The organism is Bradyrhizobium liaoningense (assembly GCF_018130785.1).
GTDB classification, from domain to species: Bacteria; Pseudomonadota; Alphaproteobacteria; order Rhizobiales; family Xanthobacteraceae; genus Bradyrhizobium; species Bradyrhizobium liaoningense_A.
This window is the reverse complement of sequence record NZ_JAFCJT010000010.1, coordinates 108,035-122,364: the sequence shown is the minus strand read 5'-3', so window position 1 is coordinate 122,364 and position 14,330 is coordinate 108,035. Positions and strand designations below refer to the sequence as shown.

The window sequence follows — 14,330 nt, the reverse complement described above, 5'->3', positions numbered from 1 at the left end:
CGATTACGCCGTCTTCACGCCCGCGACGACGCCTGAGGGCTCCTCGCTGAGCCAGCGATAGAGCACCCCGCCCAGCGCGCCGCCGATCAGCGGTGCGACCCAGAACAGCCAGAGCTGCGCCAGCGCCCAGCCGCCGACGAACAGCGCGGGCCCCGTGCTCCGCGCCGGGTTCACCGATGTGTTGGTGACGGGGATGCTGACGAGATGGATCATCACCAGCGCGAGCCCGATCGCGAGCGGAGCGAAGCCCGCGGGCGCGCGGCCATGGGTGGCACCCATGATGATGAACAGGAACATCATGGTCATCACGACCTCGGTGATGAAGCAGGCGACCATGCTGTACTGACCCGGCGAATGCGCGTCGTACCCGTTCGACGCAAAACCCTTGGTGACGTCGAAGCCGGGGGCGCCGCTGGCGATGATGTAGAGCAGCTGGGCGGCCACGATCGCACCGCAGACCTGCGCGATCACGTAAGGCAGGATCTGGCCGGCCGGAAAGCGCCCGCCGGCGGCAAGGCCGACCGTGACGGCCGGATTGAGATGGCAGCCCGAGATGTGGCCGATCGCATAGGCCATGGTGACCACGCTCAACCCGAAGGCCAGGGACACGCCGACGAGGCCGATCCCGACCTGCGGAAAGCCGGCCGCGATCACGGCGCTGCCGCAGCCTGCGAATGTGAGCCAGAACGTGCCGATCGCCTCGGCAGCGTATTTCTTCATATCCATGTGGCGTCTCCCCTGATTTCAAGACCTCCGGATCCAATCTCCGGAAAACGGCCCGTCTTTTGGCGCCTAATCACCCAAATTAGGATCGCACAGAGGTACTTTCGCCGCATTTAATGGCTGAACTTGGCCCGAAAACCCGGTTGGCAGGTGGACATCCCAGGTTTTGTCTGATACATCCGCGCCCTCAAGGTTAAGGGCTTGCGCGTTTTGCCATCCCCTTTGACTTACCAGAATTCAAATCCGATCCACTGAAGAGGATGCCGCGTGCAGGTTCTCGTTCGCGATAACAATGTCGACCAAGCCCTCAAGGCGCTGAAGAAGAAGATGCAGCGCGAGGGTATTTTCCGCGAGATGAAGCTCCGCGGTCATTACGAGAAGCCCTCCGAGAAGAAGGCCCGTGAAAAGGCCGAAGCCGTGCGCCGCGCGCGCAAGCTGGCCCGCAAGAAGCTCCAGCGTGAAGGCCTGCTGCCGATGAAGCCGAAGCCGGTGTTCGGCGCCGGTCCCGGCGGTGATCGTGGCGGCCGCAGCGGCCCGGGTGCAGGTCCGCGCGGACCGCGCTGATTTTGCCTGGCCTGCAAGACTTGAGTTGTCCAAGTCTTCAGTTGTCCAAGTCTTCAGTTTTCCAAGACTTCAGTTTTCGATGACGCGGGCCCCTGGCCCGCGTTATTGTTTTGTGAGCGGTGCCTTCTCTGGGACGGGGGCACTACGGATGCGGCACCAGCGCGAGCGAACCGTAGATGGCCTCCCCTTTCCCCGTGCGCGGCTTGGCGTGGCTATGCCAGCCCTTGCGACAGCCGCTCGCGCTCGGTTTGATGGGGATTGTGCTGTGCGGCTGCTCGTTCGACCTGGGCTCCCTGACGCCGGAGAAGGAGAAGGCGCAGGAGGCACCTAGGTCGGCTGCGACTGCCACCGACAGCGCGGTCAGCGCCGGCAATGCCAGCGAGGCGCAGGCTCACACCGCAAAAGCCCAGACCCTGGCAAAGTCGGGGGAAATGGCTGGCGCGCTGGACGAGTTCAACCGTGCCGTCGCGCTCGATCCCTACAACGCACAGGCACTGTATGGCCGCGCCCTGATCTATCAGGGCAACAACGAGCATACCTCCGCCATCGCCGATTTCAGCGCCGCCAACGGGCTCAATCCGCAAAAGGTCGAGCCGCTGCTCGGCCGCGCCATCAGCTATCTCGCCATCGGCAAGGTCAAGGACGCGGCGGCCGATCTCGATGAGGCCTCCGAAGCCGATCCGCACAACGCACAGGTGTGGACCGCGCGGGGACAGGCCTATGAGCGGCTGGGTGACAAGGCCAAGGCGGCCACGTCCTACAACAAGGCGGTCGCCCTTCGTCCACGCGACGATGCCGCCCGCAGCGGCCTCGCCCGCGTCGGCGGCTGACAGCGCGGCGAGAGCATTATCGGTTCTGATTGGATCAGAAGCTCTGGATTCTTGTCTTGACGCTTTTCTTCACGCGAACCGGGGGTCCACGTCGCTCGAAAACGCTCTAGCCCGCCGTCTTAATCGGGGGTGGCGCCCTTCGGCAGGACGGAGTTGAACATCGACTTCATGCCCGACAGCATCTCGTCGGCGACATTGGTCTTCTTCGGCCGCGGCATGGCCGCGCCGGCATCCGCGCGCAGGTCGAGCGGCGGGGCGATCACCGGCACCGGAATGTCGGCCGGCGGCGTCATCCGGTTGGGATCGTCATTGCCGATCGAGGCGGTGTAGGGCGGATTGGCAGGTGACGCGCCGCCATTGCCATAGGCTTCGGACGAAGGCGTCGACACCGTGATCGGCGGCGGCAGCGGACGGAGCGTAACCGGTTCCACAGTGACGCCACGCGGGGCTTCGGGAGTGCGGGCGGCTTCCCGCACCGCAGGTTCCGGGGTCTTCTCGGCCGACTTGGCCTCGGTGGATCTGGCCTCGGTGGATCTGGCCTCGGTGGATCTGGCCTCGGCAGCCTTCTCGGCAGCCTTGCCTTCAGGCGACTTACGCAGGCGCTCGATCGCGGCGCGCGCGAGATCGTTGGCGTCGGGGGTGGCAGCCGGGGAAGCTGGTGCCGAATTGGCCTCGACCACCGGGGCGGTGGCGGGGGCCGCGACAGCCGGAGCGGACTTGGCGACCGCCTTCTCACGCGCCGGGCGGCCGCGCGGGCCGGTCTCGGCGGGGGCAACGTCCGCGGCTTTGGCCTCGGCCGGTTGATGGTCGGCGGGCTTCTCGGCCGCTGCCTTGTCGGTCACGCTCTTTTCGGAAACGCTCTTCTCAGAGACGCCCTTAGCCTTGACGCCCGGCGCGGGAAGGTTGGCGATGTCCGCCGGCTTGCCGTCACTGCCGGCCTGGGCAGGCGCCACCACGGCTGCAGGGGTATCAGCCGAGGGCTTGGCGTTGATGTAGTGATTAACGATGTAAGCCCCGATGATCGTCGCGAGCACCGAGGGGAAAATATCCATCGAAATTTTAGCGAGGTATTTCAGCATTTCTCGGCCACTCCCCGCGCGATCAGATGCGGGAACTTTGGGGCATTGTAAGGGATCAACTGCGACGGATCGATGGCAAAGGTAACGCCAGACTTACGGCTTCAGCTCGATCTCAAGGAACACGATCTCGGTTGAGGTTTCGTTAAGTACGTCATGTTGGACCCCAGCCTTACGGAAATAGGATTTTCCGGCCGCAAGCTGCGCCTTGGAGCGCTCGCCGCCAGGCGCCACGATGGTCATCTCGCCGGCGACGACGGGAACAATGACATAGTCCATGCCGTGGGTGTGATGCCCGGTCGCGCTACCCGGGCCGAGCCGCCACTCGGTCACCCGGACCTCTTCGTTGTCGACCTGGACTTCGGACTTGGCGGCAAGCATCGGAACCTCTCCTGGGGAATCGTGCGTCAGGGCACGAAAACCATGAACACGTAGACGGCAAATACCACCATATGGACCAGTCCGAACAGGACGTTCGTCCTGCCGGTGCCGAAGGTCAGCATGCTCAGCAAGAATGTCAGGAATAACAGGGCCGTGTTCTGGGGATTGAGCCCCAGCACGAGCGGCTGTTCGAGCACGTAAGTCGCGAGCCCGACCGCCGGAATGGTCAGGCCGATGGTCGCGAGCGAGGAACCGAGCGCCAGGTTGATACTCTTCTGGAGGTCGTTCTTGCGCGCCGCAGCAATCGCCGAGACGCCTTCCGGCATCAGGATCAGGAGGGCGACGAGGAGGCCCGCGAACGCCGGCGGGGCGCCGATCTGGACCGCAACCGCGTCCACGACCAGCGAGAACTTCTTGGCGAGGAGGACGACCGCCAAAAGCGAGATCAGCAGCAACGCGATGCTGAGCACCAGCATCCTGCCCGGCAAACAAGCCTCGCCGCCCTCGCCGTCCGCCCGCTCGTGCACGAAGTAGTCCTTGTGCAGGACGGTCTGGGTGTAGAGGAAAACGCCGTAGAGCACGATCGTTGCGAGATCGACGAAGCCGAGCTGCAGCGTCGAATAGATCGGGCCCGGCGTGGTCAGCGTGTAATTTGGCATGATCAGCGTGATGGTGGCCATCGCAGTCAGAACGCTGAGATAGACGTTGGCGCCCGAGACCTGAAAACCCTGCTCGCGGTAGCGCATGCCGCCGATGAAGACGCAGAGACCGACGAGACCGTTGCAGACGATCATCACGACCGCGAATACGGTGTCGCGCGCGAGCTCCGGCGCCGGCTTGTCGCCGAGCATGATCGTGGTAATCAGCGCGACCTCGATGATGGTCACCGCCAGCGTGAGCAGCAGCGTGCCGTAGGGCTCGCCAATCCGCTCCGCGATCACCTCGGAATGATGAACGGCCGCAAACACCGTGCCGAACAGGATCACCAGCAGGACGATCGCAAACAGCCCGCCGCCGGCCGTGAGCGTGAAGCCGTACCCGGTCGCAGTGACGATCAGGAACAGCAGCACCGCCAGAGCGGGGAAGATCCATGACGACCGTGGCATCGGTCCGTGTGCGCTCATGCGGGCGATTCCTTCAAGTGACGGACCGATTATGCGCGAGAAGATCCCGCCCGTCAGCCCTCACCCGCCATTGACGAAGTTTCGTGCGATCTCGATGGCGCCAAAGCTGCCGAGATCGTCGTGCCCGCCGCCGGGAATGCGGACGAACTGCTTCGGCTCGCGAGCCAGCGCAAACAACCTCTCGCCGAATGCGATCGGGATGGTCTGGTCCTGCGCGCCATGCACGATCAGGAGCGGAGCCGTGACGCGTGCGATGCGCTCATCCGAGTGGAAGGGGTCGCGGATCAGGAGACGAGCCGGAACGAACCAGAAATGCGCGGCGGCGACGTCGGCGATCGACGTATAGGGCGCCTCGAGGATCAGCTTCCCGACCGGATGTTCGGAGGCGACGGCGACCGCAACGCCGGTCCCGAGCGAGAAGCCCCAGGCGACTAGGCGCCGGGCGTCATAGCGCGCTGTCGCGAACGCGTACGCAGCCGCGCCATCGCGCAGCAGGCCATCTTCGCCCGGTGCGCCGCTGGAGCCCGCGTAGCCGCGATAGGACAGCGCGACGAGACCGGTGCCGTCAGCCGTGATGGCTTTGAAGCGGCCGGCGAGGCCGGCGAGAAAATCGCCGTTGCCGTGGAAGAACAGCACCACCGCACGGCCGGGTTTGGCGGGGACATGCCAGACGATGACCTTCTCGCCGTCAGACGTCGTCAGGACATGCTCTTCGGCCGCCGGAAATCCTGCTGCCGCAGGCGCCGTGCGCTCGGCCGTCGGAATCGGAAACAGCATGGCGCGCTGCTTCACAAAGAGCAGGATGAGACCGGCGATATAGCCGGCCGCAAGGATGATGGCGATCCATTTCAGGAATGTCATCGCAGCCCCCACCATTTCCGGAGTTCAGGGCTTGCGACGGCTCTTGAGCAATTTGAGGACGTCGGTGCGGATGCTCAAGGGAATCTCGCGGCAACCGCACGCTACCGCATGGGCGGCGTGCCAAGCGAGACGCTGCTCGCGTGTCGCTTTCGGTGGCATGCGATGGGACCGGTGCCACTCCTTGTTCAGGGCCACAGTCCGCTCGCCTTCCCGCGCGCTACATCGCCTTGACGATGTTCTCGGTGACCTTCTTGGCGTCGCCCAGCAGCATCATCGTGTTGTCGCGATAGAACAGCGGATTGTCGATGCCGGCATAGCCCGACGCCAGCGAGCGCTTGATGAACATCACAGTGCCGGCCTTCCAGACCTGGAGCACGGGCATGCCGTAGATCGGCGAGGTCTTGTCCTCCTCGGCCGCCGGGTTGGTGACGTCGTTGGCGCCGATCACGAAGGCGATGTCGGCCTGCGCGAACTCGGAGTTGATGTCCTCGAGCTCGAACACCTCGTCGTAAGGGACGTTGGCTTCGGCCAGCAGCACATTCATGTGGCCGGGCATGCGGCCCGCGACCGGGTGAATGGCGTATTTCACCTCGACGCCTTCTTTCTTCAGGATGTCGGCCATTTCGCGCAACGCGTGCTGGGCCTGCGCCACCGCCATACCATAACCGGGCACGATGATGACCTTGGAGGCGTTCTTCATGATGAAGGCCGCGTCGTCCGCCGAGCCGAGCTTGGCCGGCTTCTGCTCGCCGGTGCCGCCGCCGGCGGCCGCGGTCTCGCCGCCGAAGCCGCCGAGGATGACCGAGATGAAGGACCGGTTCATCGCGTGGCACATGATATAGGACAGGATCGCGCCCGAGGAGCCGACCAGCGCACCGGTGATGATCAGCGCAGAATTGCCCAGCGTGAAGCCGATGCCCGCCGCGGCCCAGCCGGAGTAGGAGTTCAGCATCGAGATCACGACCGGCATGTCGGCGCCGCCGATCGGGATGATCATGAGCACACCGAGCGCCAGCGCCAGGATGACGATCAGCCAGAAGTCGAGCGCGCCACCGGTGAGGACCAGGCGGACGATGAAGAACACCAGCGCCACCGCAATCGCGATGTTGATGATGTGACGGGCGGGCAGGATGATCGGCGCGCCGCTCATCCGCGCGGACAGCTTCAGGAACGCGATCACCGAGCCGGTGAAGGTCAGCGCGCCGATGGCGACGCCGAGCGACATCTCGACGAGGCTCTGCGGATGGATGTTGCCGGGGGTGCCGATGTCGAAGGCTTCGGGCGCGTAGAACGCGCCGGCGGCGACCAGCACCGCGGCCATGCCGACCAGCGAGTGGAAGGCGGCGACCAGTTCGGGCATCGAGGTCATCGGCACGCGGCGGGCAATCACCGCACCGATCGCGGCACCGATGGCGATGCCGACGATGACGAGCACCCAGGCGAGGCCGTCTGCCGGCGGATGGTTGGCGAGCGTGGTGGCGACCGCGATCGCCATGCCGATCATGCCGAACAGATTGCCCTGGCGCGATGACGCCGGGCTCGACAGCCCGCGTAGCGACAGGATGAACAGCACCCCCGCCACGAGATACAAAAATGCAGAGAGGTTGGCGCTCATCTCAGGTCCCCATTGATCCCTTCAGCCCGAGGTGGCCGCTTACTTCGACTTCTTCTTGTACATCGCCAGCATCCGCTGGGTGACAAGGAAGCCGCCAAAAATGTTCACGCAGGCGAAGATCAGCGCCACGAAGCCGAAGGCGCGTGCCCAGCCCGAGCCGCTCGAGACATTCGCAACGCCGCCGGCAAGCAGCGCGCCGACCACGATCACCGACGAGATCGCATTGGTCACGCTCATCAGCGGCGTGTGCAGCGCCGGCGTCACCGACCACACCACGAAATAGCCGACGAAGACGGCGAGGACGAAGATCGACAGCCGAAAGATGAAGGGGTCAACGACCTGTGCAGCATGCTCCATGGCGGCTCTCCTTAAACCTTCGGCTGGAAGTTCGGGTGGATCACCGCGCCGTCCTTGGTCAGGGCGGTGGCCTTGACGAGCTCGTCGTCCCAGTTCACGGCGAGCTTCTTCTCTTTCTTGTCGACCATGGTCTCGATGAAGGAGAACAGATTGCGTGCGTAGAGGCTGGATGCCGAGGCCGCGACGCGGCCGGCGACGTTGGTGTAGCCGACGATCTTGATGCCATCGAGGTCGACGACCTCACCAGCCCTGGCGCCCTCGACATTGCCGCCACGCTCGACGGCGAGATCGACCAGCACCGAACCGGGCTTCATCGACTTGACCATCTCGCCCGAGACGAGCTTCGGCGCAGGCCGGCCCGGAATCAGCGCGGTCGTGATCACGATGTCCTGCTTCTTGATGTGCTCGGCGGTCAGCGCGGCCTGCTTTGCCTGGTATTCCTTGGACATCTCCTTGGCGTAGCCGCCGGCGGTCTGCGCGTTCTTGAACTCCTCGTCCTCGACGGCGAGGAACTTCGCACCAAGCGATTCCACCTGCTCTTTCGTCGCCGGCCGCACGTCGGTCGCGGTGACGATGGCGCCGAGACGGCGCGCGGTCGCGATCGCCTGGAGGCCGGCAACGCCGACGCCCATCACGAACACCTTTGCGGCGGGCACGGTGCCGGCCGCGGTCATCATCATCGGGAAGGCGCGGCCGAAGGCCTCGGCGCCCTCGATCACGGCGCGGTAGCCGGCAAGGTTCGCCTGCGACGACAGCACGTCCATCACCTGCGCGCGGGTGATGCGCGGCATCAGTTCCATCGCGAAGGCGGAGACGCCGGAATCGGCGATCGTCTTCAGCGCAGCCTCGTTGCCGTAGGGGTCCATGATGGCGATGACGAGTGCACCGCGCTTGTACTGCGCGAGCTCGGAGGCTTCGGGACGCTTCACCTTGATGATGATGTCGGCGTCCTTCAGCGCATCGGCGCTGACGGTGGCGCCCACGGCGGTGAATTCGGAATCCGGCAAACCCGACTTGAGCCCGGCGCCCGGCTCGACGGCGATCTCGGCGCCCAACGCCTTGAACTTCTTCACCGTATCGGGCGAAGCGGCGACACGCGGCTCCGACGGATCGATTTCCTTGGCAACGGCGATCTTCATAGGTCCTCCGGCGACGCGGGACAGCGCGCGCGCAAACTTAGGCGTTACTCCCGCAGCGTTCGATACCGGTTTTGGGACCGGCTTTGATGCAAATATTCTGGGCAGCAGCTGCCCCTGGCGCGTGCAGCTGCCGATAGGTCAGGTCAGGAAGATCGCCATCAGGATCACGATGAGCGCGACCGAGGCCGTGCCGTATTTCACCAGCTTGATGAAGCCCTCATAGGTCTGCTCGTGGGCAACGTAGTCGTTGCCGTCGGCGGTGGTGTACGCCACTTCGCTATGGTCAGCCATGTATTGTCCCCAGTCGAAAGTCGAATTCTTGGGCTGGGATACCGCAAACCTTCGGGCAGGGCAACGGCACCGATGGCCGGTTTCGGGCAAATCAGGTGATTTGGAATTCCGATTGCCGGGAATCCGGCTGTCGCGCTGCTCAGCCCTGATCGATCATCGTGGCGGTGACGCTCGCGGTCCGTCGCTGGGGTATCGGAAGACCGAGCGCCTCGCGGACCGCGTCGATCGCCGGCTCGCCCACTTCAGTGAATCGGGCCATATGCGGATCGACGCCGCACCCGACCGCGACCGGGTTGTCACCGGACAGGAAACCGTGAGCCATGTGGAAGCCCAGCGCGCGGTAGACCTCGAACTGCTCTTCCGAGAAGAACTGGTCACCCGTGGTCTCGTGGGGGAAGCGGTCGTTTCGCCGCGCGTAGTCCCGGATATAGTCGTTCTCGTCGCCATTGAGCGACGATTTGACATAGACGAGATAGCCCTGCTCATCTCCTCCATAGTCGATGGTGCCGATTGCGACGTGGACATGGTCTTGCGCAATCTCATCATGCTCGTCGGCCGCGCCGGGATCGCCCGCCTTGTCGGCATTGCGCGCCATCAGCGCACGCGTGCGCTCGCGAATCGGCGTCCATGGCAGATCGATGCGGACGCCGAGGTCGATGCGGGCGTAACGCTGCAACGTCATCAGGGAGCCGAAATTCATCGGCGCATCGGCTTCCGCATCTACCGCGATGATCACCTTGCAGCGGCGGCGCAACAGCTCGTAGACGCCGAGATTCTCAATATGGCCGCCGTCCGTCAGATAGACGCTGTCGCTGTTCTCGTACAGGCGCCCCGAGATCTCCGACCAGAAATAGAGCGGCGTGGAGCGGCGTTGCGGCCGCACGCGCTCATCGACGTAACGCGGGTTCTTCAGCCAATAGCCAAGCCGGACGTTGAGAAGCGCAAGCGTGGGCGTCAGCGCCTTGATCGAGTTCGACCCCATGTTCGCGGAGGCCGCAGCTCCGGAAATCGCCATTGCGGTGGCGAGATCGAGACTTTGCTCGTCGTCCTGCACCAGAGCGGTGGGCGCATAGCCCGTCGCCTCGCTGCCGACGTTCAGGGCCGAGAACACGAAGAAATCCGCGTTGCGTCCGCGCCGGTTGGCAAAGTCGGAGCCTTGAATATTCAGCGCCGTATTGATGAGCTGATAGGGCGCGTGCAGCTTCGGCGTCGCCGGCTGCCCTGGAATCCGGGCCATCGCGGCCGGAGCCGCGTAGAGATCCGTCAGCTTCATGCGATCGAGCGCCTTGAAATCGCGTCCCTGGTCGAGACTGGCTTCGGCGGGCGCGACGCGCCCGTCGGCCGAACGCGTCGGATCGAACAGGAAGGCCTTGCTCAGGCGATCGCGATAGAGGCGGTGCAACGAGTTCGCATTCGGCGTCAGGCAGAACGAGATGGCGAACAGCAGGACGCCGGCGAACGTGTAGAGGATCACCATGTGCAGACTGTAGGAGTAGGCGAGCTCCGAAGCGTTGCCCTGGAACAGGCTCGGAAAACGCACCTGAACCACCTGCCCCGCTTTCTGAGCCAGAAACAGGAGCCAGGCGGGCGTGTGCCAGGTCGGCGTCAACTGCTCGGCATCTGCCACGACCTGCGGTGCGGCTTTCGGCGTGATTTCCGCCGACAAGGTCCCCTTGCTGGCATCGAACTGAATCCTGCCTGCGAGGCTGCCGGACGGCACGTTCGATTTGGCATTGACCAGGCACTCTCGCTGGGAGGTTGCGCCCATAACGGAAGGGCACCTCTCGAACAGGTCGTTGGCGATGCCCCAATAGGACAGATAGAGGTATGCGACCCAGATGACGAGCGGAAGCGCAAGGCCCGCGATCCATAGCGCGACCTTCGCGACGACCGCGAGCACAAGCGAACCCCATTGCGAGGATGCGCTGTTGCCCTTCAGCAATTCCACGAATTGCTGCCTGAACGCGGTGACGAAGACACCGATTGGCGCAGCCACCGCCGCAAGCGACTTGATCCAGGTGATCGCAACCGCAGCAGCCGGTCCACCGATTGCGCTGCTCTCGGCGACATCGAACATCTGCTCCAGCATGAAGGGCTGAAACTCGAAGAAGGCGATCACCGCCAGCAGCACCAGGAAGGTCGCGCCCATGCTCGGCCAATGGGAACGGAACTCCTGCCGCTTGCCGGGACTCGCGAGCGACTGCTTGAGCGCCCATCCGAAAAACAGGACGCCGCCGATGATTGCGATCGACAGGCTCAACGCAAAATGCTGGACCTTGAGAAACCGCGCGAAGTCGCACGCGACGCCCAGCAATAGCGCGATCCCGCCGATATAGGCGAACACGACGCTGGGACCGCTGCCACGGACGGAGCGCGAGGCGAAATAGGCGAGCCCGCTGCAAGCGAACATCACCAGCGCGACGACCAGGCCGAATGTGCTGAAACCGTAACGATCGATGTCGCTGAAATCGTGCAGCTCGCACAACGTCCTGTTGTTGAGACTGACGCCGAAGATGTTCGCATCCGTCAGGCAGCTCCGCAGCGGCGTTGACCAGATGGTGACGGCGGCAAGCAGCAGCACGATGGGTAACGTCAACCCGATATTGGCGACCAGTCCCCGCACGACGATCGCAACTCCGGTCAGGAGATCGCGGGCACCGGCAGGGATCAGATAGTTGGAATAGTTGCGCAGGTGTCCGACCGACGGCGTATCGCTGATCTCGGCGGACGTGACGGTTCCGCCTGCGGGTCTTTCGCCGAACACAAAGCGCCGTGCCGCCGTCATGGTGGCGCTGAGCGAGGTGCCGATATAGCCGCCGCCCGACACCGTGGAGAGATAGTCGATCCGGCCGATCAGATTGTGGTGGTTCAGTGCCTGGAGCACGCCGAGGCAAACGGCCGACGAGCGAATGCCGCCGCCGGACAACGCAAGCCCGACGACGTCGAGCAACTGGCAGGGTTGCAGGCCGTCGGCATCGAGGCGCCGTTCCGGCTCGCGTCGGGTGTTGATCGCCTCGATCTCATCGCAGACGATTTGATGGTGCTTCTCGCACCAGGGCGTTTCCTGATCGACGGCGGCAGCATTTCTCGCCATCGGAACCGGCGTGGCGAGCCCTTGATCGAGCATGGGTGCCTCCCCAGGGGGAAACCGATCAATCCACAATCAATAGTAGAAAATCATCTTTCGAGTATCTGTTGAGTTAGTCTTGCGGGCCGCGCGAACGTTCAATCCCACGTAGCAGATTGCCGGCCTCCGTCGCGAAGGTCGCCCGCGCCCACGGATGGAACTTGGGTGCCACAAAAAATTGCGGCACCCGCATTCCGCGTGCCGGGAAGGAACTCGCGCTTCGCCTCAGCCCATCGCCTCGAGCTCGTCGATCATCCCGGCGATGACCGAGAGACCGCCGTCCCAGAATTTGGGATCCTTGGCATCGAGCCCGAACGGCCGCAGCAGCTCGGAATAATGCTTGGTGCCACCGGCGGCGAGCATGTCGAGATAGCGCTCGGCAAAGCCCTCGGCCGCATTCTCGTAGACGGCGTAGAGCGAGTTCACGAGACAATCGCCGAAAGCATAGGCGTAGACGTAGAACGGCGAGTGGATGAAGTGCGGGATGTACATCCAGTAGTTCTCGTAGCCCGCCTTGATCTCGATCGCCGGCCCGAGGCTCTCGCCTTGCACCGACAGCCAGATCTCGCCGAGCCGCGTCGCGGTGAGTTCGCCGTTCTTGCGCTCGGTGTGGACCGCGCGCTCGAAAGAATAGAACGCGATCTGCCGCACCACCGTATTGATCATGTCCTCGACCTTGCCGGCGAGCAGCGCCTGGCGCTGTTTTGCGTTCTTGGTCTGAGCGAGGAGCCGCTTGAAGGTGAGCATTTCGCCGAACACGCTTGCGGTCTCGGCCAGCGTCAGCGGCGTCGGCGCCATCAGCGCGCCGTTCTTCGCCGCCAGCACCTGGTGCACGCCATGGCCGAGCTCGTGCGCGAGCGTCATCACGTCGCGCGGCTTGCCCTGGTAGTTCATCAGCACGTAAGGGTGCGCCGACGGCGTGGTCGGATGCGAGAAGGCGCCCGGCGCCTTGCCCGGACGCACCGGCGCGTCGATCCAGCGGTCGGTGAAGAAGCGCTCGGCGATATCGGCCATCTTGGGCGAGAAACCGCGATAGGCCGTCAGCACCATGTTGCGCGCATCGGGCCAGCCAATGACGTCGGTCGCGGCAAACGGCAGCGGCGCGTTGCGGTCCCAATAAGCCAGCCGCTTCTTGCCGAACCACTTCGCCTTCAACGCATAATAGCGATGCGACAGCTTTGGATAGGCTGCACGGACGGAGGCAACCAGCGCATCCACCACCTCGCGCTCGACACGGTTGTTCAGATGGCGGGAATCCGCGACGTCCTGAAAGCCGCGCCATCGATCGGAGATGTCCTTGTCCTTGGCGAGCGTGTTGGTGATCAGCGCGAACGTGCGCTCGTTGGCCTTGAAGGTTTTCGCCAGCGCTTCGGCCGCGGCCTTGCGCTTGGCGCCATCACGGTCCTGCAGGAAATTGAGCGTCGGCTCGATCGCCAGTTCCTTTGCACCGACCTTGAAGCGCAGGCCGGAGATGGTCTGGTCGAACAGCCGGTTGAAGGCGGAATAGCCAGTCTGCGACTTCTCGAGGAAAAGCTGCTCGAGCTTGTCGTCGAGCTGATACGGCTTCTCCTTGCGCAGATCATCGATCCAGGGACGGTAATACGCGAGCTCGGCAGCCTGCATCGCGCGGTTCAAAATATCGTCATCGACGCGATTGAGCTCGAGCGCGAAGAACAGCAGATGCGTGGACGCAGCCGTCAGCCGCTCTGACACATCGCCGTAAAACTTTGAAATCTTGGGATCAACGCTGTCGCCGGCGTGGACGAGGCCGGCATAGGAGCCGAGACGGCCGGCGAGATCATCGATCGCCTCGTAGCGTCGCACCGCCCCGGCGAGCCATTTTCCACCATCTTCGTTTGCTGTTCCCGTCGCGAGCTTGCCCTTGTAGTCGGCCTCGAACGCGACGCAATCGGCATCCATCTTTTCGAGATCGCGCGCCACTTCCGGCGCATCGATCCCGGAATAGAGATCGGCGAGGTTCCACTCCGGAAGCTTGCCGGTCTTGCTCGCAGGCTTTGCGGGCGAAGGCTTGGCGAGTGAAGACTTGGCGGGTGAAGACTTGGCGAGTGACGGCTTGGAGGGCTTTGCCTTGGCGTCGGATTTCTTGGTGCTCGGCTTGCGGAGAGCGGGTTTGCTGGAAGCGGGCTTCTTAAGTGCGGATGTCTTGAGAGCGGTCTTGGAGCGCGAATTCATTGTGTGGGAAACCTGTGTTCAACTATCGCGGCGGCGGGCGGGGGCATCA

At 63.9% G+C, this 14,330-nt stretch carries 13 protein-coding genes; 2 read left to right on the top strand and 11 right to left on the bottom strand.

Annotated elements, in window-relative coordinates; all coding sequences use genetic code 11:
• Positions 1-3: 3 nt before the first annotated feature.
• Entirely contained in the window at positions 4-726 is a 723-nt protein-coding gene (gene aqpZ, locus JQ627_RS21165; protein WP_212486083.1) for an aquaporin Z, read from the bottom strand.
• Between the two features lie 264 nt (positions 727-990).
• Here aqpZ and rpsU point away from each other — a divergent pair, with 264 nt between their 5' ends.
• Together rpsU and JQ627_RS21155 are read left to right on the top strand one after the other, a co-directional pair.
• Positions 991-1,287 (top strand): 30S ribosomal protein S21, encoded by a 297-nt coding sequence (gene rpsU / locus JQ627_RS21160; protein ID WP_014492442.1) that lies wholly within the window; start codon positions 991-993, stop codon positions 1,285-1,287.
• A 176-nt stretch (positions 1,288-1,463) separates the two neighbouring features.
• Positions 1,464-2,117 (top strand): tetratricopeptide repeat protein, encoded by a 654-nt coding sequence (locus JQ627_RS21155; RefSeq protein ID WP_212486082.1) that lies wholly within the window; start codon positions 1,464-1,466, stop codon positions 2,115-2,117.
• Between the two features lie 119 nt (positions 2,118-2,236).
• Here the strand turns inward: JQ627_RS21155 and JQ627_RS21150 are convergent, their stop codons facing one another.
• The 10 genes from JQ627_RS21150 to JQ627_RS21105 form a co-directional block, all read right to left on the bottom strand.
• Positions 2,237-3,196 (bottom strand): hypothetical protein, encoded by a 960-nt coding sequence (locus JQ627_RS21150; protein WP_212486081.1) that lies wholly within the window; start codon positions 3,194-3,196, stop codon positions 2,237-2,239.
• 93 nt (positions 3,197-3,289) lie between these two features.
• On the bottom strand, positions 3,290-3,574 hold the full coding sequence (locus tag JQ627_RS21145; protein WP_194404313.1) for a cupin domain-containing protein: 285 nt from the start codon (positions 3,572-3,574) through the stop codon (positions 3,290-3,292).
• 26 nt (positions 3,575-3,600) lie between these two features.
• Positions 3,601-4,698, bottom strand: coding sequence for a calcium:proton antiporter (locus JQ627_RS21140; protein ID WP_212486080.1), 1,098 nt, complete (start codon positions 4,696-4,698; stop codon positions 3,601-3,603).
• Between the two features lie 60 nt (positions 4,699-4,758).
• Complete coding sequence (locus tag JQ627_RS21135; RefSeq protein WP_212486079.1) at positions 4,759-5,559, bottom strand: alpha/beta hydrolase; 801 nt, start codon at positions 5,557-5,559, stop codon at positions 4,759-4,761.
• A gap of 217 nt (positions 5,560-5,776) precedes the next feature.
• Positions 5,777-7,174: an NAD(P)(+) transhydrogenase (Re/Si-specific) subunit beta gene (locus tag JQ627_RS21130; RefSeq protein ID WP_212486078.1), complete on the bottom strand. Its 1,398-nt coding sequence runs from the start codon at positions 7,172-7,174 to the stop codon at positions 5,777-5,779.
• A gap of 39 nt (positions 7,175-7,213) precedes the next feature.
• The gene (locus JQ627_RS21125; RefSeq protein ID WP_018317801.1) at positions 7,214-7,531 is read right to left on the bottom strand and encodes a proton-translocating transhydrogenase family protein; all 318 of its coding nucleotides are present in this window, start codon (positions 7,529-7,531) and stop codon (positions 7,214-7,216) included.
• 11 nt (positions 7,532-7,542) lie between these two features.
• Positions 7,543-8,670 (bottom strand): Re/Si-specific NAD(P)(+) transhydrogenase subunit alpha, encoded by a 1,128-nt coding sequence (locus tag JQ627_RS21120; protein WP_212486077.1) that lies wholly within the window; start codon positions 8,668-8,670, stop codon positions 7,543-7,545.
• A gap of 138 nt (positions 8,671-8,808) precedes the next feature.
• Positions 8,809-8,961: an aa3-type cytochrome c oxidase subunit IV gene (locus JQ627_RS21115; RefSeq protein WP_008136857.1), complete on the bottom strand. Its 153-nt coding sequence runs from the start codon at positions 8,959-8,961 to the stop codon at positions 8,809-8,811.
• Between the two features lie 139 nt (positions 8,962-9,100).
• Complete coding sequence (locus tag JQ627_RS21110; RefSeq protein WP_212486076.1) at positions 9,101-12,088, bottom strand: cell division protein; 2,988 nt, start codon at positions 12,086-12,088, stop codon at positions 9,101-9,103.
• Positions 12,089-12,313: 225 nt separating this feature from the next.
• Entirely contained in the window at positions 12,314-14,281 is a 1,968-nt protein-coding gene (locus tag JQ627_RS21105) for a M3 family oligoendopeptidase (RefSeq protein WP_212486075.1), read from the bottom strand.
• Positions 14,282-14,330: the final 49 nt, after the last annotated feature.